At 67.6% G+C, this 22,785-nt stretch carries 23 protein-coding genes and 3 pseudogenes; 13 read left to right on the top strand and 13 right to left on the bottom strand.

Going from position 1 to position 22,785, the window contains the following annotated elements; all coding sequences use genetic code 11:
• Positions 1 to 97: 97 nt before the first annotated feature.
• The 5 genes and pseudogenes from QFZ71_RS21610 to QFZ71_RS21590 form a co-directional block, all read right to left on the bottom strand.
• Entirely contained in the window at positions 98 to 676 is a 579-nt protein-coding gene (locus QFZ71_RS21610) for a Clp protease N-terminal domain-containing protein (protein WP_307671543.1), read from the bottom strand.
• A gap of 241 nt (positions 677 to 917) precedes the next feature.
• Positions 918 to 1,457 (bottom strand): GNAT family N-acetyltransferase, encoded by a 540-nt coding sequence (locus QFZ71_RS21605; protein ID WP_307669817.1) that lies wholly within the window; start codon positions 1,455 to 1,457, stop codon positions 918 to 920.
• Positions 1,435 to 2,883, bottom strand: coding sequence for a cellulase family glycosylhydrolase (locus tag QFZ71_RS21600; RefSeq protein WP_307669816.1), 1,449 nt, complete (start codon positions 2,881 to 2,883; stop codon positions 1,435 to 1,437). The genes QFZ71_RS21605 and QFZ71_RS21600 overlap by 23 nt, the downstream gene beginning before the upstream one ends.
• A gap of 163 nt (positions 2,884 to 3,046) precedes the next feature.
• On the bottom strand, positions 3,047 to 4,015 hold the full coding sequence (locus QFZ71_RS21595; protein WP_307669815.1) for a zinc-binding dehydrogenase: 969 nt from the start codon (positions 4,013 to 4,015) through the stop codon (positions 3,047 to 3,049).
• A 186-nt stretch (positions 4,016 to 4,201) separates the two neighbouring features.
• Positions 4,202 to 5,450 (bottom strand): annotated as a pseudogene (locus QFZ71_RS21590) (NADP-dependent malic enzyme).
• Positions 5,451 to 5,974: 524 nt separating this feature from the next.
• On the opposite strand from QFZ71_RS21590, the gene QFZ71_RS21585 reads away from it, so the two are divergent.
• From QFZ71_RS21585 to QFZ71_RS21575, 3 genes are read left to right on the top strand one after another with little or no spacing between them, the layout of a single operon-like run.
• Positions 5,975 to 6,937, top strand: coding sequence for an ABC transporter substrate-binding protein (locus QFZ71_RS21585; RefSeq protein ID WP_307669814.1), 963 nt, complete (start codon positions 5,975 to 5,977; stop codon positions 6,935 to 6,937).
• 28 nt (positions 6,938 to 6,965) lie between these two features.
• Positions 6,966 to 7,934: an amino acid ABC transporter permease gene (locus tag QFZ71_RS21580; protein ID WP_307669813.1), complete on the top strand. Its 969-nt coding sequence runs from the start codon at positions 6,966 to 6,968 to the stop codon at positions 7,932 to 7,934.
• Positions 7,931 to 8,695, top strand: coding sequence for an amino acid ABC transporter ATP-binding protein (locus QFZ71_RS21575; RefSeq protein ID WP_073763927.1), 765 nt, complete (start codon positions 7,931 to 7,933; stop codon positions 8,693 to 8,695). The genes QFZ71_RS21580 and QFZ71_RS21575 overlap by 4 nt, the downstream gene beginning before the upstream one ends.
• Positions 8,696 to 8,754: 59 nt before the next feature.
• Here the strand turns inward: QFZ71_RS21575 and QFZ71_RS21570 are convergent, their stop codons facing one another.
• The 3 genes from QFZ71_RS21570 to QFZ71_RS21560 all read right to left on the bottom strand — a co-directional run bounded on the left by QFZ71_RS21570 (position 8,755) and on the right by QFZ71_RS21560 (position 10,912).
• On the bottom strand, positions 8,755 to 9,519 hold the full coding sequence (locus tag QFZ71_RS21570; RefSeq protein ID WP_307669812.1) for a hypothetical protein: 765 nt from the start codon (positions 9,517 to 9,519) through the stop codon (positions 8,755 to 8,757).
• The gene (locus QFZ71_RS21565; protein WP_307669811.1) at positions 9,516 to 10,001 is read right to left on the bottom strand and encodes a SigE family RNA polymerase sigma factor; all 486 of its coding nucleotides are present in this window, start codon (positions 9,999 to 10,001) and stop codon (positions 9,516 to 9,518) included. Before QFZ71_RS21565 ends, QFZ71_RS21570 begins: the two co-directional genes overlap by 4 nt.
• A 149-nt stretch (positions 10,002 to 10,150) precedes the next feature.
• Positions 10,151 to 10,912, bottom strand: coding sequence for a trans-aconitate 2-methyltransferase (locus QFZ71_RS21560; protein ID WP_307669810.1), 762 nt, complete (start codon positions 10,910 to 10,912; stop codon positions 10,151 to 10,153).
• An 88-nt stretch (positions 10,913 to 11,000) separates the two neighbouring features.
• Between QFZ71_RS21560 and QFZ71_RS21555 the strand changes: the two genes are divergently transcribed.
• A complete protein-coding gene (locus QFZ71_RS21555) occupies positions 11,001 to 11,621 on the top strand; it encodes a CGNR zinc finger domain-containing protein (RefSeq protein WP_307669809.1) in 621 nt (206 codons plus the stop codon).
• On the opposite strand, the gene sodX is transcribed toward QFZ71_RS21555, so the two are convergent.
• Positions 11,534 to 11,962: a nickel-type superoxide dismutase maturation protease gene (sodX, locus tag QFZ71_RS21550; RefSeq protein ID WP_307671542.1), complete on the bottom strand. Its 429-nt coding sequence runs from the start codon at positions 11,960 to 11,962 to the stop codon at positions 11,534 to 11,536. The genes QFZ71_RS21555 and sodX overlap by 88 nt on opposite strands.
• Positions 11,963 to 12,174: 212 nt before the next feature.
• Between sodX and sodN the strand changes: the two genes are divergently transcribed.
• Complete coding sequence (gene sodN / locus QFZ71_RS21545; RefSeq protein ID WP_307669807.1) at positions 12,175 to 12,570, top strand: superoxide dismutase, Ni; 396 nt, start codon at positions 12,175 to 12,177, stop codon at positions 12,568 to 12,570.
• On the opposite strand, the pseudogene QFZ71_RS21540 reads toward sodN, so the two are convergent.
• Positions 12,524 to 12,948, bottom strand: a pseudogene (locus tag QFZ71_RS21540) (hypothetical protein); the annotation flags it as partial. The gene sodN and the pseudogene QFZ71_RS21540 overlap by 47 nt on opposite strands.
• Positions 12,949 to 13,281: 333 nt before the next feature.
• On the opposite strand from QFZ71_RS21540, the gene QFZ71_RS21535 reads away from it, so the two are divergent.
• The gene (locus QFZ71_RS21535) at positions 13,282 to 13,821 is read left to right on the top strand and encodes an NUDIX hydrolase (RefSeq protein WP_307669806.1); all 540 of its coding nucleotides are present in this window, start codon (positions 13,282 to 13,284) and stop codon (positions 13,819 to 13,821) included.
• A gap of 4 nt (positions 13,822 to 13,825) precedes the next feature.
• On the opposite strand, the gene QFZ71_RS21530 is transcribed toward QFZ71_RS21535, so the two are convergent.
• Entirely contained in the window at positions 13,826 to 15,136 is a 1,311-nt protein-coding gene (locus QFZ71_RS21530) for a helix-turn-helix domain-containing protein (protein WP_307669805.1), read from the bottom strand.
• Positions 15,137 to 15,285: 149 nt separating this feature from the next.
• Here QFZ71_RS21530 and QFZ71_RS21525 point away from each other — a divergent pair.
• The 6 genes and pseudogenes from QFZ71_RS21525 to QFZ71_RS21500 all read left to right on the top strand — a co-directional run.
• Positions 15,286 to 15,519: pseudogene (locus QFZ71_RS21525) on the top strand (ATP-binding protein); the annotation flags it as partial.
• A 1-nt stretch (position 15,520) separates the two neighbouring features.
• Positions 15,521 to 15,733, top strand: coding sequence for a hypothetical protein (locus tag QFZ71_RS21520; RefSeq protein ID WP_307671641.1), 213 nt, complete (start codon positions 15,521 to 15,523; stop codon positions 15,731 to 15,733).
• Positions 15,721 to 16,833: a radical SAM protein gene (locus QFZ71_RS21515; RefSeq protein WP_307669804.1), complete on the top strand. Its 1,113-nt coding sequence runs from the start codon at positions 15,721 to 15,723 to the stop codon at positions 16,831 to 16,833. The genes QFZ71_RS21520 and QFZ71_RS21515 overlap by 13 nt, the downstream gene beginning before the upstream one ends.
• 3 nt (positions 16,834 to 16,836) lie before the next feature.
• A complete protein-coding gene (locus tag QFZ71_RS21510; RefSeq protein ID WP_266640844.1) occupies positions 16,837 to 16,974 on the top strand; it encodes a hypothetical protein in 138 nt (45 codons plus the stop codon).
• 77 nt (positions 16,975 to 17,051) lie between these two features.
• Positions 17,052 to 17,861: an aminoglycoside phosphotransferase gene (locus QFZ71_RS21505; protein ID WP_307669803.1), complete on the top strand. Its 810-nt coding sequence runs from the start codon at positions 17,052 to 17,054 to the stop codon at positions 17,859 to 17,861.
• 171 nt (positions 17,862 to 18,032) lie between these two features.
• Positions 18,033 to 18,536: an NUDIX domain-containing protein gene (locus QFZ71_RS21500; protein WP_307669802.1), complete on the top strand. Its 504-nt coding sequence runs from the start codon at positions 18,033 to 18,035 to the stop codon at positions 18,534 to 18,536.
• Between the two features lie 84 nt (positions 18,537 to 18,620).
• Here QFZ71_RS21500 and QFZ71_RS21495 read toward each other — a convergent pair whose 3' ends face one another.
• Together QFZ71_RS21495 and QFZ71_RS21490 are read right to left on the bottom strand one after the other, a co-directional pair.
• Positions 18,621 to 18,977, bottom strand: coding sequence for a hypothetical protein (locus QFZ71_RS21495; protein ID WP_307669801.1), 357 nt, complete (start codon positions 18,975 to 18,977; stop codon positions 18,621 to 18,623).
• On the bottom strand, positions 18,974 to 21,496 hold the full coding sequence (locus QFZ71_RS21490; protein ID WP_307669800.1) for an ATP-binding protein: 2,523 nt from the start codon (positions 21,494 to 21,496) through the stop codon (positions 18,974 to 18,976). The genes QFZ71_RS21495 and QFZ71_RS21490 overlap by 4 nt, the downstream gene beginning before the upstream one ends.
• Positions 21,497 to 22,118: 622 nt before the next feature.
• On the opposite strand from QFZ71_RS21490, the gene QFZ71_RS21485 reads away from it, so the two are divergent.
• Positions 22,119 to 22,682, top strand: a complete 564-nt coding sequence (locus QFZ71_RS21485) for a MarR family winged helix-turn-helix transcriptional regulator (RefSeq protein WP_307669799.1) — start codon at positions 22,119 to 22,121, stop codon at positions 22,680 to 22,682.
• Positions 22,683 to 22,785: the final 103 nt, after the last annotated feature.

Raw genomic sequence — 22,785 nt, 5'->3', positions numbered from 1 at the left:
GGGGCCGGGAGGGGCCGCCCTTGCCGCCGGGTGCCCCTCCCCCGTACGGCGTGCGCGTGCCCGACCGGCCCGTGCGGCTCGGCCGTGCGGCAGGCGCTCACCCGGCCCGGGCCCGGCCCTCGTCCGGGTCGGGGCCGTACATCGCGCGCCGTACGGTCGCATAGGTCGCGCCGTGCTCGGTGAGGACGTCGGCGACGACGCCGGGCTTCGCGGTGAGGGCGAGCAGCAGGTGCTCCTCACCGATGAACCGGTCGCCGCGCCCCAGGGCGACCCGGAGCGCGCTCTCCAGGACGCCCTTCGCCCCCGAGGTGAAGGGGCGGTGCCCCGACCACCACCACCGGCGGCCACCGCGGCCGGCGGACAGCGCTCCTTCCCCGTGGGCGCCCTCGACCCGCGACACGATCGCGCCGACGTCGATCCCGATCCCGGCGAGGGCGTCGGTGTCGGCCTTGGTCAGGCCGCCGCGACGGCGGGCCTCGGTGAAGGCGGCGTCCAGGGAGGCGCGGCGGTCGCGGAGGCCGAGGGCGGCGAGGGCGAACGAGGCACGGCCGCCCTCCTGGTCCAGCAGGGCGAGCAGCAGGTGCTCCTCGGTGACCGCGTCGGCCCCGGCACGTTCGGCCTGGACGACGGCGCCCTTCACGGTGGCGCGGGCGCCACGGGTGAATCGCTCGAACATCAGCGCCTCCCCGTACTTCTTGTGCACGGCCTGCCGGCTGATGCCCAGCTCGGCGGCGATCTCCTGCCAGGACCAGCCCTGAACGCGGGCGCTGCGCACTTGTACGGCTTCGAGCTGCTCCAGCAGCCGCCGCAGTGCGGCCACCGCCCGCAGCCCGACGCGCGGGTCGCGGTCACCGGCGCGGGCGGCCAGATCCGTTGCTTCGGTCATGATGTCAATCTACGTTGACACGCCTCTCGCGTCAACCGACGTTGACATCGTCGTCGGCCAGGCGCGCGTGGCGCTCCACGTCGTAGCGGACGTCGCCGTACCGCAGCTTGCCCCGCTCGATGCCCTCGGGCGCGAAGCCGGACCGCTGGGCGACCCGGCAGGAGGCGGTGTTGTCGGTGCGGTGCCCCAGCTCCAGCCGGTACAGGCCGAGTTCGCCGAACGCCCAGCGCGCCAGCGTCCGCACCCCGGCCGGGGCGACACCCCGGCCGCGGGCCGATTCGGTGGTCCAGTAGGAGACCCAGCCGATCTCATGGACCGGGTTGACGACGGTGAGCGCCACGCAGCCGAGCGGTTCGTCGTCCTCCCCCACGACGGCCCAGGAGTAGCCGGTGCCCGCCCCCCGTTCGCGTACGCGTTCCGCGATCCAGGCCAGCGCCCCGAGCCGGTCGTCCACGGGCCGGTCCGTCTGGCGGTCCATCTCCTCGGGGGCGAAGGCGCGGAGCACCGCCGAGGCATCGTCGGGATGCCAGGGCCGCAGCAGGAATCCTTCAGGGGTGGTCAGTTCGTCCATGCGGGCCAGCTTCCCGCACGGTGACGACCACGTGCGACCCCGGCCGCGCCGCCACGAGGGGCCGCGCACCGGACGTGGTCCCCCCGATCAGCCGGGCCGGGCCGGTGACGGAGACCCGCCAGCCCCGCGCGGACCGCGGCAGGGACAGCTCCGTCACGCCGGGCCGCGCCGAGGCCCGGTAGGCGAGGCGCCAGGAACGGGTGTCCGCGTCGTACGTCTCGGAGCGGACGGTTCCGGCGACGGCCGGGGCGTACGGGGTGGCCGTCCGCTCCTTGTTCGTACGGAAGCGGCCGTGCTCGTCGACCGCGCAGTAGCCGCCGCCGTAGCACCAGACGTACCCCGCCCAGCCGGAGCTGTAGCGGTTCAGGGAGTCGACGGCCTCGCGGTAGAAACGGCCCATGTTCGGGAGGGAATTGTTCAGCGGCCCCCACTCGCCCACCACGACGGGCATCCGGTGGCGGGCCGGGTAGGCGGTGACGGCCGCCTCGTACGCCTCGATCCAGCCGGCCCCGGGGTCGTAGTCCGCGCCCGCCTCCATGGCGGTGTTGTAGAAGTGCGGGGCGTACACGGTGCGCCGGTCCTCGATACGGCCCAGCCCCGTCGGCACGCCCTCGCCGACGATGGGGGTGGGCTCGACGAAGATCCAGGTGTCGCGGTCCTTCGCCCGCACGGCGCGGGCGAGGCGGTTGTACATCGGGGTGAGGTGCCGGGCCTCGATGCGGCGGGCGGCGGTCGGCAGGTCCTCGCCCTCGCGCAGCTCCCCCATCGGCTCGTTGATCAGGTCGTAGCCGATGACGGCCGGGTGGCCGCCGAACCGCTGGGCGAGGACCTGCCACATGGCGGCCTGGGCGCGCTGGAGGTCCGGGTCCTCGTAGAGGTGGGTGAAGGCCCGCTGGACGGCCGGTTCGAAGTACTCGGAGAACCAGTCGTCGGGGTGCGGGGTGAACGGCAGCCCGTCCGTCCTGGTGGCCCATTCAGGGATGCCCCGGTGACCGAACGCGGGCCCGAAGACGTCCTGGTGGGCGTCGATGAGGACATGGACGCGGTGCTCGCGGGCCCAGTCCAGGACGCGTTCGATCCGCCGCAGGTAGCGCTCGCTGTACCGGCCGCGGGCGGGCTCCAGATCGTCCCAGAAGACCAGCAGCCGGGCGAAGTTGAAGCCGTTGGCCCGCAGGTCGCGGAAGTGCCGTTCGGTGATGGCGTCGAGGGCGTCCTCACCCCGGTTCACCTTGTCCTCGACGTTCCAGCCGCGCAGCGTGAGTGTGCGCCCCCGGTCGTCGGTGAGCGGCGGGATGGACCGTTCGTACGAGGCCGGGGCCGCGGTCGGCACGAGGCCGGAGACGGGACCGGGGCCAGGGGCGGGGCGTGCCGACGCGGCGGGGGCGAGGGCCCCCGCCGCGAGCACGGACGCGACGACAACTGCCATGAGTGCTCTGCCCATTCGCATGGGGCAGATCCCATCAGCAAAAGTGAACATCCCTCAAGTCTTCGTGCGCGACGATTTCCCGAGGGAGCCCGCCACGTCTCGGAAGGTCGGCCTCTCAGAAGGCCGGGATCTCAGAAGGCCGGGATCTCAGGAGGCCGGCATCTCAGGACGTCGGCGTGAACACGATCTTCCCGAAGAGATCGCCGGACTCCAGCCTGCGGAACCCCTCCCGCGCCCGGTCCAGCGGCATCACCTCGTCGATGACCGGGCGCACCCCGGTGGTCGCGCAGAACGCGAGCAGGTCCTCCAGCTCGTCCTTGGACCCCATCGTGGAACCGACGACCTTCAGCTCCAGGAAGAAGATCCGGGTCAGCTCGGCGTGCGAGGGGCGGTCACCGCTGGTGGCGCCGGAGATGACGAGGGTGCCGCCGGGGCGCAGCGACTTCACGGAGTGGGACCAGGTGGCGGCCCCCACGGTCTCGATGACGGCGTCCACCCGCTGCGGCAGCCGGGCGCCGGGCTCGTACGCCTCCAGCGCGCCGAGCTCGACCGCCCGCTCGCGCTTGGCCTGGTCCCGGCTGGTGGCGAAGACCCGCAGCCCGGCGGCCTTCCCGAGCACGATGGCCGCGGTGGCGACCCCGCCGCCCGCGCCCTGGACGAGCACCGAATCACCCGGCCGTACCCCGGCGTTGGTGAACAGCATCCGGTACGCGGTGAGCCAGGCGGTCGGCAGGCAGGCGGCCTCCGCGAAGGAGAGCTCCTTCGGTTTGGGCAGCACGTTCCAGGTGGGGACGGCGACCTGCTCGGCGAAGGTGCCCTGGTAGCGCTCGGTGAGGATGGAGCGCGGCTCCTTCGGTCCGACGCCGTGGCCGGACTGCCCGATCACGGAGTGCAGGACGACCTCGTTGCCGTCCTGGTCGACGCCTGCCGCGTCGCAGCCGAGGATCATCGGCAACCGGTCCTGCGGGAGCCCCACGCCCCGCAGGGACCAGAGGTCGTGGTGGTTGAGGGAGGCGGCCCGGACGGTGACCGTGGTCCAGCCGGGACGCGCCTCGGGGGCCGGACGGTCGCCCAGTTCCAGGCCGTCGAGGGGCTGGTCGGGGTCGATGCGGGCTGCGTAGGCGGCGAACATGGCTCGACGATAGGCGGGGCGCGGCGGGGGCGTAACCGCCTGCGTGTGTGACGCGCGCCAAGTGGCCCCGGCGGCTCCGTCCTGCGCTTCCGGAGGGTGGGCGTACGGAACACCGGGCGTACGCGGAAGGTGGGCGGGGCCCGTACAGGTACAGGCCCCGCCCACCGCACGACAGCCGGACGCGTCTCAGCGCCGGGCCACGCCCTCCGCCCGCGCCGCCGCCGCGACGGCCGCGGTGACCGCCGGAGCGACCCGCTCGTCGAACGGGGACGGGATCACGTAGTCGGCGGCCAGCTCGTCGCCGACCACGTCGGCCAGCGCGTTCGCCGCGGCGATCTTCATGCCCTCCGTGATCCGGGAGGCCCGGACCTGGAGCGCACCGGCGAAGATGCCGGGGAACGCCAGCACGTTGTTGATCTGGTTCGGGAAGTCGGACCGCCCGGTCGCCACGACGGCCGCGTACTTGTGCGCGACCTCCGGGTGGACCTCGGGGTTCGGGTTGGCCATGGCGAAGACGTACGCGCCGGGGGCCATCGAGGCCACCGCCGCCTCCGGGACCGTGCCGCCGGAGACGCCGATGAAGACGTCCGCGCCGGCGAGCGCCTGCTCCAGCGAGCCGGACAGGCCCGCCCGGTTGGTCAGCTCGGCCAGTTCGCGCTTGACCTCGGTGAGGGTCGTCGCGGTCCCTGCTGACGATGCCCTTGCGGTCGGCCACCGCGATGTCGCCGATCCCCGCCTCCAGCAGGAACTTGGCGATGGCCACGCCCGCCGCGCCGGCGCCGGAGATGACGCCGCGCAGGTCGCCCAGGGTCCGGCCGGAGAGCTTCGCGGCGTTGCGCAGGGCGGCGAGGGTGACGACCGCGGTGCCGTGCTGGTCGTCGTGGAAGACCGGGATGTCCAGCCGCTCCTGGAGCTTGCGCTCGATCTCGAAGCAGCGGGGTGCCGAGATGTCCTCCAGGTTGACGCCGCCGAAGGAGGGGGCGAGCCGGACGACGGTGTCGACGATCTCGTCGGCGTCGGTGGTGGCGAGCGCGATCGGCACCGCGTCGACGCCGCCGAACTGCTTGAAGAGGATGGCCTTGCCCTCCATCACGGGGAGGGACGCCTCGGGCCCGATGTCACCGAGGCCGAGCACGGCGGTGCCGTCCGTCACGACGGCCACGACCTGGGACTTCCAGGTGTAGTCGTGGACCAGCTCGGGATTGTCCGCGATGGCGCTGCACACCTTCGCCACTCCCGGCGTGTACGCCAGGGAGAGGTCGTCCTTGTCACGGATCGGGACGGTGGCCTGCACGGCCATCTTCCCGCCCCGGTGGAGGGCGAAGGCCGGGTCGAAGGGCTCCTCGGCCCCCGTGTCCCCGGTGCGCTGGACGCCACGGTCGGTGGCGCTGTCGATGGTGCTGTCGCTGCGAGGATTGACGATCTCCGCTGCCATGGTGTTGACCCCTTAAGTCTTCATCGTTTGAGGGTGGCCACTCCTGGTTGAGGAGGGGTGGGCGGGCACCGCGTACGCGCCCCGCACCGGACGGTTGGCCCGTCCCGGCGGGGAGAGGTACATACGCGCGGGCGCGCCGCACACGCGCCCTGAGCCCCGGATGAGGGGTGTAAACGTCTTTCTTACCGGACGGACGGGGTTACGGACGAGTCCATATCGACGCGGTGACGTGACTCATAGTCGAATATCTGGACAAGTCGGCAAACCGTCATAAATGCCGCCCACCGGCCCCAACATGCCGAAGATTCTCCGGCCGCGGGAATCGATCCCCACAGATGGTCCGGTCGCCGTGTACCGGCCGTTGATGTTCGGGGGTCTCCCGTTATCCGATTTTGACATGGCCGGACCCCTGAATGGGCCAGTCCCAATGGCAGGATGCCGTCATCACACAAGGTGGCGACACTCGAAGGTGCGTGCCAAGCCGCCCACCAGCACCTCTCCCTCACCTGCCGGAGGATCCCGACATGACCGCAAGCATCACGCGTCGTACGACCGCCAAGCACCGGATCGCGGCGATCGGCGCCATCGCGGTCGCCGGCTCCCTGCTGCTCACCGCCTGTGGAGACCAGACGGACAGCGCTTCCCAGGAGGGCGGCAGCGGCAAGGAGACCAAGAGCGGCGCTCCGCTGTTCTCCAAGCTGCCGGAGAAGTATCAGAAGTCCGGTGTGATCAAGGTCGGCACGAACGCCGAGTACGCGCCGATGGAGTCCGTGGAGAACGGGAAGATCGTGGGTGTCGACCCCGACATCGCGGAGGCCCTCGGTAAGCAGCTGGGCGTGAAGTTCGAGTTCACCTCGGGTTCCTTCGACGGTCTGATCACCGCCCTGAACTCCGGCCGCCACGACATCGCGATGTCGTCCATCACGGACAACAAGCAGCGCCAGGAGGGCCTGGACGACTCCGGCAAGAAGCTGGGCGAGGGCGTCGACTTCGTCGACTACTTCCTCGCCGGCACGGCCGTGTACACGAAGAAGGGCAACCCGCAGAACATCAAGTCCATCGAGGACCTGTGCGGGAAGCCTGCGGCGGTGCAGCGCGGCACCACGTACGAGGAAGCCCTCAAGAAGCAGTCGAAGGCCTGTACGGCCGGCGGCAAGAAGGCCATCAAGATCGAGTCGTTCGAGAACGACACCGAGGCCCAGACCCGCGTCAAGTCCGGTGGTTCGGTGGCCGGCGTCAACGACTACCCGGTCGCGGTCGACCTGGCCCGCAAGGCGGACGGCGGCAACGCGTTCGAGGTCGTGGGCGAGCAGGTCGACGCCGGCCCGTTCGGCATCGCCGTCAAGAAGTCCAACACCGGCCTGCGCGACGCCCTGAAGGAGGCCGTCGACGCGATCATCGCCGACGGTTCGTACCAGAAGGTCCTCGACAAGTGGGGCGCCGGAACGGGAGCGATCGACAAGGCCGCCATCAACGGCGGCAAGTGACCGGACGCTCCACTGAAGGGCAGTCACCATGACTGACAAGTTCGACAGGACACCGGCCGGTTCACCGGCCGGCCCGGTGTCGGTCTCCAAGGGCGCCACCCCGGCCCCGGAGAACATCAAGGCCATTCCGGTCCGCCACGTCGGCCGCTGGATCAGCGGCGTCGTGGTCATCGGCCTCCTCGCCGCCCTCGGGTACGCCTTCTCGCAGGGCAACATCCAGTGGCACGCCGTCGGCGACAAGCTGTTCGACAGCACCGTCGTCGCCGGCGCCGGCCGCACGCTGCTGATCAGCGTCCTGGCGATGGTGCTCGGCGTGATCCTCGGCGTCGTGCTCGCCGTGATGCGGCTGTCGAAGAACCCGGTCACCAGCTGGGTGGCCTGGCTGTACATCTGGTTCTTCCGGGGCACCCCGGTCTACGTGCAGCTGCTGCTCTGGTTCAACCTGGCGCTGATCTTCCCGGTCCTGAACATCCCGTTCATCTACAAGGACGAGATGACGGACGTCATGACCCCGTTCATGTGCGCCCTGCTGGGGCTCGCGCTGAACGAGGCCGCCTACATGGCGGAGATCTGCCGGGCCGGCATCCAGTCCGTCGACGAGGGCCAGACCGAGGCCTCGCACGCGCTGGGCATGACCCAGGGCAGGACCATGCGCCGCGTGGTCCTCCCGCAGGCGCTGCGGGTCATCATCCCGCCGACCGGCAACGAGTTCATCAACATGCTGAAGACCTCCTCGCTGGTGTACGCGGTCACGTACAACGAACTGCTCCGCTCCACCTCGCAGATCGGCTCCACGTCGTACGCGGTGATGGAGATGCTGTTCGTCGCGTCCATCTGGTACATCGTGATGACCAGCGTGTTCAGCGTCGGCCAGTACTACCTGGAGCGCCGCTTCGCCCGCGGCTCCCTGCGCTCGCTGCCGCTCACGCCGCTCCAGCGCATCAAGGTCAACCTCGCCGCGTTCAGCAACCGGCCCTCCGGAGGTGTCTCCGCATGACCACCCCCATGGTGAAGGCCGAGGGCGTCCACAAGTCCTTCGGCGCGGCCCACATCCTCAAGGGCATCGACCTGGAGGTCGCGCCGCGTGAGGTGTTCTGCCTGATCGGCCCGTCCGGCTCCGGCAAGTCGACCTTCCTGCGGTGCATCAACCACCTGGAGAAGATCAACGCCGGCCGGCTGTCGGTCGACGGCGAGCTGGTCGGCTACCGGCAGAAGGGCGACAAGCTCTACGAGCTGAAGGACAGCGAGGTCGCCCGCCAGCGCCGCGACATCGGCATGGTCTTCCAGCGCTTCAACCTGTTCCCCCACATGACGGCCCTGGAGAACGTCATGGAGGCCCCGGTCCAGGTCAAGGGCGAGGCCAAGGCGGTGGCGCGGGCCCGCGCCGAGAAGCTGCTGGACCGGGTCGGCCTCTCCGACAAGGCGGGGAACTACCCCTCGCAGCTCTCCGGCGGCCAGCAGCAGCGGGTCGCCATCGCCCGCGCGCTGGCGATGGAGCCGAAGCTGATGCTCTTCGACGAGCCGACCTCCGCGCTCGACCCGGAGCTGGTGGGTGACGTCCTGGACGTCATGCGCGGCCTGGCCGAGGACGGTATGACGATGATCGTCGTCACCCACGAGATGGGCTTCGCCCGCGAGGTGGGCGACGCGCTGGTCTTCATGGACGACGGCGTGGTGGTCGAGTCGGGCCACCCGCGCGAGGTCCTGACCAACCCGCGGCACGACCGGACGAAGTCCTTCCTGTCCAAGGTGCTGTAGACGGCCGGGAGGGCGGTACCGGCTCGTCGAACCGGTACCGCCCTCCCCCGCGCAGGGTGCTACCCCTGCTGCGGCAGCAGTTCCGGACTCAGCATCAGGGTCCGCAACTGCGCACGGGTCAGCGGCGGGTCCTTGAGCAGCGGACCCAGCGTGCTGTCCGCTTCGAAGCCGGTGCTGTTCCGCACGATCAGCTCCCTGCCGTCCTTGAGCGTGAGCCAGGCCGACAGCTCCGGACCCCACCGCGGGGTGCCGTTGCCCTCGTCCATCGAGTCGCTCCGGATCGTCAGTGCCCGGCCGTCGGGCAGCTCCTCGTGAACGCAGTCCGTCCGGTTCCGCTCCCCGGCACCGGGCTTGCACGGGTCCGCCTCTTCCGGAACGCCCCCGCTCTTCTCGGTGACCGCCTCCGCGTCCAGGAGGCTGACGATCAGGAAGCCGACCCCGCCGTCCCGGCGGACCGCGTACTGCCCGTCCAGCGGCCCTCGCGGACGTTCCCCGGCCTGTCCTTGCCCCAGGACGGCGGCCAGCGGCACCTGCTGGACCGAGCCGATGCCCTCGGGCAGCAGCCCGATCAGCTTCCGGGCCCGCTCGCCCGTGCCGTCGGACATGCTCGGAGCCGCCACCGAGGAGTTCCGCGGCGGCGGCTCCGCGGAAAGCCCCGAGACCGCGAACGCCCCCACCGCGAGCGCGCACACCGCGGCGGCCGACACGGCGGCACGACGGCGCCTGCGCACCCGGGCCGCCCTCGCATAGACCGCCTCGGCCCTGAGGGCCGGCTGTCCCGCATCCGCGACGGCATACTCCAGCAGTTCACGCACGTCGTTCATACCCGTTCCTCCGCCATCTCGGCACGCAGCGCCGTCAAGGCCCGAGCCGTGTGGCTCTTGACCGTGTTCTCCCGCATCCCCAGCAGTTCGGCCGTCGCCTCGACGCTCAGGTCCTCCCAGTAGCGCAGCACCAGTACGGCCCGCTGCTTGGCCGTGAGCCGGGCGAGCGCCGCGCGTACCGCGAGGCCGGTGTCCGCATCGGGTACGTGGCCCGCCCGGTCGGGCAGTTCGCCGTACGTCTGCTCGCGGCGCCACAAGCGACGGCGCGCCGCGATGAAGGTGTTGACCAGGACCTTGCGCGCATACGCCTCGATATTGTCGAGCCGCCCATGTCGCCGCCCTCCGAGCACCACCGTGACCAGGGTCGTCTGGACCAGGTCCTCGGCCTCGTGCCGGTCGCCGCAGAGCAGATACGCGCTGCGGAACAGTGCGGTGCGTCTGCTCTCGACGAAGGCGTGCAGCGCGGCGTCGTCGATCCGCATCGTCAGCGCCCCTCTCCGGGTCCGCGGGTGCGGACCGTCTCACCCTTCCAGTGCGGTGGGAGGGCGTTCAGGTTGCGACGGGAAGCCGAAAAAGACGGAGGGCGGCCCGGACCGTGGCCCGGACCGCCTCTCTTCACGGGGGTCGCCGCCTACTTCACCGCGAGGACGAGGGTGTCCGAGGGCGATGCCCAGACCGCGCGGGCCTCACCGAAGCCGGAGGCGAGGAGGGTGCGGGCGTGCCAGTCGGCGGAGGGCATGTCGCCGTCCGCGTGCTCGCCGTAGATCGCGAAGCGCTCCGCGGTGGGGGCGGCGAGGACCGGGTCCTTCGCGGCGACGGCCCACCACGCGGCCCAGTCCAGCGCCCCGTCGGCCTTGGCCCGGTCCATCGCGGCGTGCCGGTGGGCGCGTTCGGCGGCGTTGATACGGGGCGTGGCCGGGTCGATCATGTGGTCGGCGTTCATGAAGACCCCGCCGTCCCGGACCAGTCCGCCGAGCTGCCCGTACAGGGCGGCCAGCGGCTCGCTGTGCAGCCAGTGCAGAGCGGTGGCGGTGAGGACGGCGTCGTACGAGGCGTGGGGCAGCCGGGCCGTCCAGTCCGGGTCCTTGAGGTCGGCGGTGACGAAGGTGACCCTGTCGTCGCCGTCGAAGGTGCCGCGGGCGATGGCCAGGAGCGCGGGGTCGAGGTCCACCCCGGTGCTCGTGGCGTTCGGGAACCGCTTGAGGAGCCGGTCCGTAATACTTCCCGTACCGCACGCGAGGTCGAGCACCCGCGGTTGCGGCCCGACGACCGCCTCGACCATGTCCAGCATCACCCGGAACCGCTCCTCGCGGTCGGGCATGTACCACTCCTGCTGCCGGTCCCAGCTCTCCTGCCAGGACTGCCAGTCGGTACCCGCAGCCGTCTCCGTCACGTCAACCTCCACGTAAGACCCGTTTCCGTAGATCGACCATTACACTGGCCGATGCCCCGACTCTAGACCGACACCGTAAGGACTACAAGTGGAACTGGCCTATTACTCGGACTACGCCGTGCGCCTGGTCAACACCGAGGAGCCGGCCCGCAACAAGGACGCCCTGACCTCCGTCGAGGCGGTAAGGGAACTGTTCGGCGCGAACCAGCAGGCGGCACGCCGGACGACGGACGCGGACGTGACCCGGTTCCGTGCCGTACGGGCGCGGCTGCGCGCGGTCTTCGAGGCGGCGGACGGCGGTGACGAGACGCTCGCGGTCGACCTGCTGAACTCGCTGCTGCTGGAATTCCCGGTGAGCCCGCAGATCTCGGGGCACGACGCACGGGACGAGGACGGCCGGCCGGACTGGCACATGCACCTGGCCGACCACCCGTCGAACGCGACCGCCGGCTACGCGGCCATCGCGGCGATGGGCCTGGCCTTCCACCTCACCGAGCACGGCGTGGACCGGCTCGGCCTGTGCGAGGCGTCCCCGTGCCGCAACGCCTACCTGGACACCTCCACCAACCGCTCCCGGCGCTACTGCTCGGACCGCTGCGCGACCCGCGCGAACGTGGCCGCCTACCGGGCCCGCAAGCGCGAGGAGGCCGAACGCACCGGTCGCAGCGCGGAGGCCGCCCAGCCGAGCACCGCCGACACCGACCGCTGACCCTTCGCCAGGGGCCGGTAGCGGGCCAGCACGCGGGCGAGCACGAGTTCCTCGGGCACGACCCCGTAATCCGTGCTGTCGCCACCCGCGAAGGTGTTGTCGCCGCGCACCCACCACCCGCCGGGCCGCCGCTCGGTGGCCCGCTTCACCACCAGCAGGTCCTGCTGGAAGGGGTGCCGCAGGATCACCACGTCACCGGGGAGCACGGGCGCCCCGTACCGCACGAGCAGCAGGTCGCCGTGGTAGAGCGTGGGCACCATCGAGGGCCCGGTCACCTCCACCACCCGCAGCGGACGGCGCGTCACCCGCCCGCCTCCGGACACCTGTCCCCGCTCCGGCATCTTGGGCACCTCACGCTCCTCCTCCAGCACATCGTCAGTACATCGCGCCGTACCCCACTCCGCACCTCACCCCGCGTACGGCTCCGCGCATGCGGCCGACGGCCCGATTCCCACCCCGGACTTTTGGCCTAAGCCCCCGGGGCAGCCGCGGAAAGCGGCGCTCCACGGAGTAATGTCCCACCTGAGAAGACGATCACGAGGAGGACAGCTCCATGCTTTCCCGCCTGTTTGCCCCCAAGGTGAAGGTCAGCGCCCACTGCGACCTGCCCTGCGGCGTGTACGACCCGGCCCAGGCCCGTATCGAGGCCGAGTCGGTCAAGGCCGTCCAGGAGAAGTACCAGGCCAACGAGGACGCGGACTTCCGCACCCGCGCGATCCTGATCAAGGAGCAGCGCGCCGAGCTCGCGAAGCACCACATCTCGGTGCTCTGGAGCGACTACTTCAAGCCCCCGCACTTCGAGAAGTACCCGGAGCTGAACCAGCTGGTCAACGACACCCTGAAGGCGCTCTCGGCGGCCAAGGCCTCGAACGACCCGAAGACGGGCCAGAAGGCTCTGGACCTCATCGCCGAGGTCGACCGGATCTTCTGGGAGACGAAGAAGGCTTGATCTCCGGTTGGGCCGTTTGACCTGCTGTTTCGCTGGTCAGACGGCCTACCGGTCCGCGCCCGGTCCGCAGGCCGCCGAGAACGGCGTCCATCACGGACCGGGTGCGGTCTTCTTCGCCCGGCCACAGGTTCGCGTAGATCCGCAGCGTGATGACGGCGGACGCGTGGCCACCAGGTGCGGCAGCTCGACGGGTTTGCGGCCCTCACGCCCGGCCGTCTCGTTCTCCGCCGCCTGGAGCGGCTTGCGGGCACCGTTCCACTCGGTCTTCCACCGCCGGTAGTTGAACGGCTCGCCCTCCTCCATGGTGAACAGCCACTCCGTGGAGGGCTGCGCGGCGAGATGTCCGAGGAGCGCGTCGGCGGCCGCGCGGATGTATGGCCGAACTTGATCCGTCGCGCCCCGCCCGCCGAAACCGTCACGCGCTACAAAGGCATCCTGCGGGCGGCTCTCCCCGCCCAAGTCGACCGAATCCTGGCGACCCGCATCCTGCCTTGACCGCCGCCTCGCGCCGCGCAGAGTGTGGCAGCCACTCGCCAGCTTCCGCTCTTGCCGCAGCGCAATGACTACGGGGCCGAGCTCCTCAACGGTCATGCCTGCTGACTCCAAAACTCCTCCCTCTCGTCGGCGTGGGCGATGATGCGCCAACCTGGCGGACGGATTCTCGTCAAAGTGACATGCTGGATACTTCACTGAAGCAAGGGAGTTGGGCTCATGCAGTGGACCGTCCATGGCGAGCGGCAGATCTACAACAACCCGTGGGTGAATCTCTGGCTTGTGGACGTCCAGCAGCCTGACGGCCGGCGGTGGGAACACCATGTGGTCCGGATGCGGCACCTGGCCGTAGCGGCCGTGGTCGACGACCAGAAGCGCGTGCTGATGATGTGGCGGCACCGGTTCATCACCGATACCTGGGGCTGGGAGCTTCCGATGGGCCTCATCGAGGCCGACGAAACCCCGGAGCAGGCTGCTGCCCGCGAGGTCGAGGAGGAGACCGGCTGGCGTGTGAAGGGCGTCAAGCCGCTGGTGTACGCGCAACCGGCGAACGGCATCACGGATTCCGAGCACTTCGTCTTCCGTGCCGAGACAGCCTCGTATGCGGGCCCGCCGACCGAGTTGAACGAGTCCGACCGAATCGAGTGGATTCCGATCTCGGAGATCCGGGGCATGATCGACCGCCGCGAGGTCGTCAGCAGTGGCAGCCTGGTCGGTTTGCTGTATCTGCTGCTGGACGAAGCGACCGGCAGCTCGTAAGGGGTCAGCCGAGGGCTTCACGCATGCGTTGCTCGAAGGCGAGGACGGGGACTTCGCGTGCGTAGGGCAGCATTCGGCGGTGAAGTTCCTGGACGTGGCTGCTCACTCGTGGCGAGTCAATGGCTGCGGCGAGGTCGAGGGCGAGGCTGGCGCTGGTGCATGCCTCGTTGAGTTTGCCCAGCTGGAGCTGGGCGCTGGCCAGCCAGTAAGCGTGGAAGGCCCGGCCTCGCTGTTGGTCGGCATTTTCTCGACGTAAGCCCTCAGTGATGAGGGGTTCGGCGCGGGCTGGTTCGCCGAGGCGCGCGTAGGCGATGCCGGTGTCGACGAGGAGTTTCGTCTCGTCGAAGTACTGGACCCAGTCAGGCGCCTCGGCTTCGTGTCCGCGTGAGCGTTCGTACTGGTCACGGGAGCGATCCACGGCTTGGTGGCAAGCCTGGGCGTCTCGGAGGGCGGCATGGGCGAACGCTTCACGCAAGTGCAGCATCGACATGACGAGCGGCTGTTCGCCGACGGCGCGGGCCGCGTCCTGGGCACGGCATGCAAGGGCCACGGCATCGTTCGGGTTGCCGTCGTAGGTGGCCAGAAGGCTCATGCAGGACAGCACATTGGCCATGAAGAGGCTGTCGCCTTGCGTGTGGGAGAGCTTGAGCGCCTGGGTGAAGTAGGTGCGAGCGGTGCTGTACTGACGGGCGTCGAAGTAGGCCCAGCCGGATAGCCGTGCCAGCTCGGCCGCAACCCCTTGGAGGTCGTGCCGTAAGCCACCCTCGGCAGAGTCGAGGAGGCGGCCGACATAGCGCAGGTGCCCCACGACGGCCGGCCGCAGGGTCGCACCGCCGTGTGCGTTGTCTCGCCGCCAGTAGTCCTGGACCGAGGAGCGCAGGGCTGTGAGGGTGGAACGGGTGGCACGGCCGTCGACCAGAGCGAGAAGGTCGTCCAATTCCTCTGCCGGTTCGGTGCGCTGAGGTTCGCCCGGTACAGCAGGAGAGGGCTCGGGCGGCCTCTCCTCGGTGCGAGCTGGGGCAGGGATCTCCCAAGGTCGGTGGGCCAGGCCGAGCATCGCACCGGGGATGCGCAGGCCGTCGGCGACGCGCTCGATCACGTCGATGTGCGCCAAGCCGCGCCGCCCCGCCATGATCTCGCCGACTCTGCTCGGCGTCATGCCGCACAGCGCGGCGATCCGCGACGGGTAGATCCCGGCCTTGACTTTGACCAGCCGAAAGATGCGGGCGAAGTCCCGAGCGCGACAGGCTTCCTGCCATGCCGCGCTGGCCAGCAGGTCGGCCGGCAGGGCCCGGTGGGCCTGAGAGCGTGCCACCTATCCCCCTCACTTGCCCGTTCGGACGGACTGACATGGGACCGACTGCTGAGGAGATTACCCACGTTGGGTAACCACTGTGACCTGATTCTGTGATCGCCGCAGCGGTGAACTTGTGTCCCACAGCCCGCCCGCGACGAAGGGACGCGATGCACGCGATGACGACGCACAACCGACAGACCACCCCGTTGCGGTGGCAGATGCAGTTCAGCCCGGTACGCAAGTGCGTGCCCCTGGCCCGCGCCCTCGTCTCCGAGACGCTCGCGAGCTGGGGATACGGCCAGGAGGACATCGACCTGGTGGTCCTCGTCTGCGGAGAGCTCTCCGCGAATGCCGTCCAGCACGGCGGCAGACGAGGGCACCTCTTCGAAGTTCGGCTGACTGTTGACAATCCACACTGCCTGGTCGAAGTCTCCGATGCTGGCCGCACCCCTCCCCACCCAGGCCGGGGAGGACGACGAATGCGGCAGGGGCCTGCTTCTCGTCGCAGCGCTCTCTGAAGAAACCGGCCACCACGACCGCCACCCGATCGGCAAGACCGTCTGGGCCCGCCTGATCCTCAGCAGCCCGAGCAAGGAATCCGTATGCACGAGCTGATCGCTGCCCCGTACCTCGACCACCACCTCCTCGTACGGCCGGGCAACCTGAAGGCAGCGCGCCTTCCCACTCACCGGTACGACGAACTGCACACCGCATTGGGTACCTCAGCAGTGCCCGCGTGGCTGGCCGACGTAGCCCGTCAGGCTTGGAAGATCGATCTCAGCGACCGACGCCTCGATGAAACTGTGCTGGTTCGTTCCCGCTCTCCATATGCATACGGGCGCGCCTCGTACGAGCTGAACCTCGGCTGCAACTACGACTGCGAACACTGCTACCTCGGCCTGAAGCAATTCGCCGGCCTGGAGTGGCCTGAGCGTGAGCGCCTGCTGCACGCCATCAGGGACTCGGGGGTGCTTTGGCTCCAGCTCACAGGCGGTGAGCCGATGATCGACAAGCTGTTCCCCGAGACGTACCGGCTGGCGTACGAGCTGGGCATGATGGTCGAGATCCTCACCAATGGCTCGCGTCTCGCCGCACCGAAGAACCTCGCCCTGCTGACCCGCTTGAGGCCGAACCGGATCACACTCAGCCTGTACGGGGCCACCGCAGAGTCCTACGACGGGCTGACCCGGCGCCGGGGCGCGTACCGCATGTTCGTCAAAGGACTGGATGCAGCCCACGAAGCTGGGCTACCCCTCGATCTGGCCTTGATCATCACGCGGCACAACGCCCACGAGGCCGACCAGATGCGCGCCTTCGCCGGCCGCTACGACCTGCCGTACCGCGAATACACCCACATGTCGCCGACCATCTACGGCGGCGCGGAAACCCTCGCCACCCAGGCCCCGGACCACCTCGCAGATCGCGAACCCTTCAACGGCTGCAACGCCGGCCACACGTTCTTCCACGTCGACCCGCACGGCATGGCCTCCATCTGCAAGGTCGGCCGCGACGAAGCGATCCCCCTCATGACCACGGGAGTCGAGGGCTTGAGCCGCCTCGGCGGCATCGCCGACTCCCTGATGCTTCGCACCGGTGGCTGCACCGGCTGTCAGCTCTCCGGCACCTGCCGGGTCTGCCGGCCGCTGGCCAAGGTCTACCAGGAGGCGAAGGCACCACTGGACAGGTACTGCCAACACGCGACAACAAGGAGCTGAACCATGACCGCCGTAGCAGTCGAGATCGCCCCCATCCGCCCGCCGTCCGAGCCTGATGCGGAGATCATCCTCATCGACGACGTGGACGCCTTCGCGGCGGCCACCACGCCCGGCTGCGGGGACGACAACCCGTACAACTGACCATCCCTTCAGGGGCTTTCGGCGGCACCTCGCGCCGGAGGCCCCTGTTGGCGCGTATATCTGGAAACCTGACGGCCATGCCCGCACCCTCCATCACCTTCGCCGGTCTTCCCTCTGGCGCTCGTACCGCCATCGAAGCCGAGATCGGCTCGATTCTCAGGATCGAAGACGTCAGCACCGGTCTTAACAGCTCCCTCTCCGCGCTCGCACACACCGCCAGCGGAGTCGTCTTCCTCAAGGGCCTGCGCGCCGACCACCGCTGGGTCTGGACGCAGCAACGTGAGGCAGACATCAACCCGTACGTGACCCCCCTCGCCCCGCGCCTGCTCTTCCACGTCATCGCTGGCGGCTGGGATCTCCTCGGCTTTGAGGCCATCGACGGCCACCATGCCGACTACTCCCCAGGCTCTCCTGACTTGCCCAAAGTGACCGGGGCCCTCAGAGAGCTCGCCTCTCTCCCTTGCCCTGACATCGAGCTCCGGCACGCCGAACAACGCCTGGCCGGCTACGTCGCCGACCCCGCCGACGCGGAAGCTTTCGCAGGGAACGCGCTGCTCCACACCGACTGGAACAACCACAACGTTCTCATCACCCACGACCGCGCCCACCTCGTCGACTGGGGCTGGGCCACCCGCGGAGCCGCCTGGCTCGATCCGGCCCACTGGATCATCTGGCTCATCGCGGCGGGCCACACGCCATCAGCCGCAGAGGAGACGGTCGCGTTTCTTCCCGCCTGGGCATTGGCACCATCCCGAGCAGTGGACGCCTTCGCTGACGCCAGCGCGAACCTCTGGGAGGAGATCGCGGGCTCCGCTCCAGACGACTGGACAATGAACTTGCTCAACGCCGCACGGCTCTGGAAACAGCATCGAAGCAATCGCTCCTGACGGACGCAGCCTGCGGATGGATCAACCGTGGGGCGCAGCCTCCCGCACGTTGATCTCGTGCTCCTGAGCACAGACAGGTCGGCGAACCTTCCGAACTGATCTCTTCTACGGAAGTGCTACGGCGGCCCCGCAGAGCCCTCGCTCGACAATCAGTCCTATGAAGGGACCCTCATGCCCCAGCAGACCGGCGACCAGCCGAAGGCCCTCAAGCCGGCGCTCGAATCGATGACCCTGCTGGTCGCTGCGGTCATCGTCCACGACAAGGCCACCAACCGCGTCGTCCTACTCAAACGCAGCGAGAACGCCAAGTTCGCCCAAGGAAGGTGGGACCTGCCGGTCGGCAAGAGCGAACCCGGCGAGCCCATCACCGAGACTGCGGTCCGCGAACTCTATGAGGAGACCGGCCTCACCGTGAAGCCCGAGTCTCTCAAGGTCGCCCACATCATCCACGGCGCCTGGGGCGTCGAAGCCCCCAACGGCTTCCTCACCGTCGTCTTCACCGCCCACGAGTGGACCGGCGAACCCGAAAACCGCGAACCCCGTAAGCACTCTCAGGTCCGCTGGGTCCACGCCAACGCCATTCCCGAAGAGTTCGTGGACACCACCGCAAACGCCCTCCACCGATACTTCACGGAGGGCCTAGAGGTTTCGGTTTCCCTTAACGGCTGGCAGTAGAGATGCCTGACCCTTCTAACGAACGCTTATCGACCACGATGAACGCGCACATTGAGTCAGGGGAAACGCGGCATACAAATATCTTTAGCGCGAACTCGCATTTGACCGCACACCGGTTAGAGTCTCCAACCGCTCAACGATGCTCCGCCATTCATCAATTATCACGTCCGGAGCATCCAACATGCTCGACCTGCCGTGCAAAATATCCGATGCTTGACCATAGACATGCCTGACCAATCGCACCAGCCCGGCCGCTTCCGTAACTTCCTCTGGAGGCACTAGTCCGATGACGATAGAAATCCGGCCTGGCACGTTATTGATATACAAAAGCGGGCTTTCTGGTTGACAAACCCGATGGTAAGCCTCAATGGTGGCCAGCTCAATGCGCAGCCTCAGCTCAAACACTTCAATGCGACGCCGAGATGCAGTATCGAGTTTCATGAGAAATCCCAAGCAGTGATCACTGCGCAAGCCTCCCGAGCCTTCTCGACCTCCTGGGTTAGGTTCGCCTTGACGTCGCCAGATCCGTGAATTGCCTTGTTCCAGCCACGCAGGTAATGCCCACAAATTCTATTGAACTCATCGATCGGATTCCTGCCATCATGGGTCTGATTTATCACCCCTTCCACAAATGCCACCCTCTTGACGGTATTATCAAGCACATCAAGAGACGAAACGTTGTGCGTCACATCCTTCTTCTGTGCCAGCGAGTAGCGGACGACGCAGGAATGTAGAGCGTGATCGACAGCCTGCCGACACAGCCCCCTAACAACCTGAGATTCAGTCAAGTAAGCCGTAGGCGACGACCGGGGAGCCCACTGCACGATGTTATCTGCATCATCCAGCAAGACTCTCCACATCTCGTCCGTTGACTCGATGCTAATTTCCCCCTTCTCGACATCACGGCTTACCCGCCAGGCTTGACCGTTCGCTGCCCGGGCAAGGAGGTGTTGCTTCAACCGTTCATCGTGGGTGAATACAATAATCCGTCGCTCGGAACTGAGATCGACCAAAACGGAGGCCAGACGGTCAACTCGGATCTCATCAAACGCGTGAACCGGGTCATCCAGGATCAGGAACGAAAAGGGCCCCGACTCTGCAGTAGAGAGCAACGGAGCGAGCAGGAAAGCATTCCTCTGACCGGCACTCAGCATAGAGAGCGTCAATTCTTGACCACTCGAATTACTCACGCTCACATCAGCTCTGGCCGTCGTCAGATGAATTCTATCCAGGTAGATTCCAACGTCTTCGAGCAACTGCCTAACCCGCTTATCAGCCTTTTCTTTGAAATATTCAGTCCGCTCCTTTCTCAGCTTGTCGGCGAGTGAGGTTGAACACTTCTTGGTTTCTTGCCATAGGGCACTCTCCCTACCTTTCTCTTGCTCCATACGCCAGGTATGCAAGAAGCCCTCGAGGGCTCCCCTGCGCTCTCGAAGCCACTGCCGCGTGATCTCGCTTGCCTCGACTGCCGCGCTGCTCGCTTGGCGCCATCCGGAAGTGTTAACGGCGTTCCTCAAGGCCAGGAATCCCTCACGCACCTCCGGGGCGGGCCGGCTTCCGTGATAATTCATCACTGCGCGGAGGCGTTCTGCAACTGTCGCTGCAGACGCCGCAGCATCCCTGTCGCTATTTTCAGACGATTTAATCAGCGCGAGAACTTCCGCAACGTAATTCACTACGACGGAAGTATCCCTTAGGTCGGTCAACGAATGGCGCGCCTCTTCGTGGATCGGTGACAGCACAGCATGCCGCTCCACGTTTTCCTGCAAGGTTTCTACCCAGTTAGCAACTGACGAATTGCAAACTGGGCACATAGGGCTAACTGGAGCAATCTCCACGGCATCCCTATAAAGCGCATCCAAATGCTGGGCGATTCTCGGACTAGTCAGCTCAGGGGCGCTTTCCAGCTTCTGGAAGGCGGCGTCTACTGCCGACAATGCGCGCCACAGGCGGTCTACGTCGGAGTTCGTGACTTCAACTGTAGGGGATCCAACGTCCACAAGGTTATGCCGAGTCAGCCAGTCCTCGATATTTTCGCTAATGACTGGCCAGCAAATGTCCCCAATATCGACCGCCGGTTCGCCGAGACGGAAACGGCGGTCAACCTCGGCGACTCGTCCTTTGCCATCCTTAAGAGCAGCATCGATCTTCTTTTTACTCGCCGAAGCGGTTTCACTCAACTCCAAAACTAGTGCCTCTAGGTGCGTAAACGCCCCTCCCAACGCAAGGAGATTGGCGATATAGCGCTGCAGATCATTACTTTGCTGAACGCGCCGCTCTACCTCGGCGTACGAAAAGACTGGCGGATGCCCTTCGAGGGCATGACGCCATGTGCTTCCCATGTCAACACGGCAAACTTCGCCAGACGAGGTTGTCCATTCTCCATGGGCATCGCTAACGTCACCGTTGTCAGTGAGCACGCAACGCAGGATCAACTCTTCGCTGTTGCGCACAAGGGTGACTTCTGCCCAAGATTGCACACTGTCACGCGCTCTATTGATCTTTTCCCAGAGGGGATCAAATTTACTTCGCCCTGTCGGCGCGGCTACATCAGCCCACCACCCAGTTTTTCCTGAGAGGGCGGTTCGGATTCCATCAGAAATGGTGGACTTACCAGATCCATTCGGCCCGTGATAGATGCTGATACCAGGAGAGGGATCGATCTCCACGGAGATTTCGGATGCAGTTCCCTGAAACCCGCAGAGGCGAAGTCCTTTGATGCCCCACAAATCCCCCTGGGTGGGGTCTAGCGCACCTTCGTTCTCACCTTGGAGCCGAGCAATCAAAGCTCGCAGGTTCTCCCAGCCAGCTTTCGTCTTAGTTGCACCAGCTTGCATCTTCGTAGCAGCCTTGGCCAAGTCGGCGTAGGTCAGCAGAGAGAGCTTTTCCTCCGAATTTCGGCGCTCGCCCCCACTCTTCGGGAGTTCTGCATCGAAGGATTGGTCATCTGTGACGGTCATGCCGACTCCACTGCCATGGTGCTTGTGCCGCATGTAGGGGCGTAATGCTAGCCGTGGGACGGTGCGGACGTATGGGGTTTTTGGAGTTCCTCAGCCATTCGGGTACTTTTATCTACTTAGCGAATTACGTCCCGATTCGCGATGACAAGAGCCGCAGATGCTGGCAACGCCAGCCGTAGGGACATGACCAGGCGGCGCAGCAGCGGCACCGCTTGTCGGCACGGCTCGTGTCCGTCGATGTAATCAGGAGCGCTGCTAACTGCGAGCGGGCAGCAGTCCGCACACAGTCCGCAAGACACCCGATCAGGACTGTCGCATCCCATCGCTAACCAACGACAAAAGGCCAGGTCAGCGGCCCGCGGTGAAGGTCCTCGCAGGTCACCGACCTGGCCTATTACTAGGAGACCAAGAAGGCCTGACCCTGAGGGAACCGGCTGCCCCGGCCCGCACGTGCCGTTGAAGCCGCCCGTCGGACCGCACCCGGTCCGCCCGTCGCCGCTGGTGGTGACAGGGCGGGGCGGGTGCGGCGTTTCCTTCCCCGCCCCGGCCCCCGCCCCGCCCAGCCCCGCGGTGTCGCGGAGTGCGGAGTGGGTGCTCGGGTCGGCCGGCACGGGGCCGCTCCTTGCTCGAACTTTCGTTCCACTCGACCCTCGTCGGCGTGAACACGCGCTGTTATCGTGCAGCGACGCGCAAGGCATGGGGCGAGGGGGCGGCGTTGACGCGTGCGGGCGGGGGTGCGGAGAGCGAGGTGTTGAGCCGGGCCGCTGTGGCGGTCTTCCGGCTGAACCGGGGCTTCATCTCGGCCCTCGACCGGATGGCGCTGCCCTGCGGTCTCAGCGCCGCGCGCTGGCAGTTGCTCAGCACCGTGGCGGAGGTTCCGCTGTCGGTGTCCGAGGCGGCGCGGCGGGTGGGGAACACCCGGCAGAGCGTGCAGCGCATCGCGGACCAGCTGGTGCGGGAGGGGCTGGCCGTGTACCAGGAGAACCCCGCGCACCGGCGGGCGAAGCTGCTCGTCGCCACCGAGAAGGGCGTCCTCGCACGGCGCCGGGTGGATTCCTCCCTCGCCGAGCTGGCCCGGCAGGTGTCCGAGAGCCTCGGGGGCGGGCAGGAGATGGACCGTACGGTCACGGTGCTGCGCGCCCTCTCGCAGGCGCTCCCCTCCCTCACCGACGGTGAGGCTCCGTGACGGAGACCACGTAGGCCGCCGCGGGACGCCGCCGTGAGCGCGGCCGTGCGGGTGGCCGCCGAGCGCACCGCTGAACGAACGCGCATGGCTGGAAACCGGCCCT

The organism is Streptomyces sp. V2I9 (assembly GCF_030817475.1).
In the GTDB taxonomy this organism is placed as follows: Bacteria; Actinomycetota; Actinomycetes; order Streptomycetales; family Streptomycetaceae; genus Streptomyces.
Note: the sequence above shows the minus strand (reverse complement) of the source record. Positions and strands in the feature narration are given on the sequence as shown.

Excerpts from the sequence above, each read along its gene's own strand:
- QFZ71_RS21610 (WP_307671543.1), bottom strand. The coding sequence starts at position 676 with ATGTTCGAGCGATTCACCCGTGGCGCCCGCGCCACCGTGAAGGGCGCC.
- QFZ71_RS21605 (WP_307669817.1), bottom strand. The coding sequence starts at position 1,457 with ATGGACGAACTGACCACCCCTGAAGGATTCCTGCTGCGGCCCTGGCAT.
- QFZ71_RS21600 (WP_307669816.1), bottom strand. The coding sequence starts at position 2,883 with ATGGCAGTTGTCGTCGCGTCCGTGCTCGCGGCGGGGGCCCTCGCCCCC.
- QFZ71_RS21595 (WP_307669815.1), bottom strand. The coding sequence starts at position 4,015 with ATGTTCGCCGCCTACGCAGCCCGCATCGACCCCGACCAGCCCCTCGAC.
- QFZ71_RS21585 (WP_307669814.1), top strand. The coding sequence starts at position 5,975 with ATGACCGCAAGCATCACGCGTCGTACGACCGCCAAGCACCGGATCGCG.
- QFZ71_RS21580 (WP_307669813.1), top strand. The coding sequence starts at position 6,966 with ATGACTGACAAGTTCGACAGGACACCGGCCGGTTCACCGGCCGGCCCG.
- QFZ71_RS21575 (WP_073763927.1), top strand. The coding sequence starts at position 7,931 with ATGACCACCCCCATGGTGAAGGCCGAGGGCGTCCACAAGTCCTTCGGC.
- QFZ71_RS21570 (WP_307669812.1), bottom strand. The coding sequence starts at position 9,519 with ATGAACGACGTGCGTGAACTGCTGGAGTATGCCGTCGCGGATGCGGGA.
- QFZ71_RS21565 (WP_307669811.1), bottom strand. The coding sequence starts at position 10,001 with ATGCGGATCGACGACGCCGCGCTGCACGCCTTCGTCGAGAGCAGACGC.
- sodX (WP_307671542.1), bottom strand. The coding sequence starts at position 11,962 with ATGCCGGAGCGGGGACAGGTGTCCGGAGGCGGGCGGGTGACGCGCCGT.
- sodN (WP_307669807.1), top strand. The coding sequence starts at position 12,175 with ATGCTTTCCCGCCTGTTTGCCCCCAAGGTGAAGGTCAGCGCCCACTGC.
- QFZ71_RS21535 (WP_307669806.1), top strand. The coding sequence starts at position 13,282 with ATGCAGTGGACCGTCCATGGCGAGCGGCAGATCTACAACAACCCGTGG.
- QFZ71_RS21515 (WP_307669804.1), top strand. The coding sequence starts at position 15,721 with ATGCACGAGCTGATCGCTGCCCCGTACCTCGACCACCACCTCCTCGTA.
- QFZ71_RS21510 (WP_266640844.1), top strand. The coding sequence starts at position 16,837 with ATGACCGCCGTAGCAGTCGAGATCGCCCCCATCCGCCCGCCGTCCGAG.
- QFZ71_RS21505 (WP_307669803.1), top strand. The coding sequence starts at position 17,052 with ATGCCCGCACCCTCCATCACCTTCGCCGGTCTTCCCTCTGGCGCTCGT.
- QFZ71_RS21500 (WP_307669802.1), top strand. The coding sequence starts at position 18,033 with ATGCCCCAGCAGACCGGCGACCAGCCGAAGGCCCTCAAGCCGGCGCTC.
- QFZ71_RS21495 (WP_307669801.1), bottom strand. The coding sequence starts at position 18,977 with ATGAAACTCGATACTGCATCTCGGCGTCGCATTGAAGTGTTTGAGCTG.
- QFZ71_RS21490 (WP_307669800.1), bottom strand. The coding sequence starts at position 21,496 with ATGACCGTCACAGATGACCAATCCTTCGATGCAGAACTCCCGAAGAGT.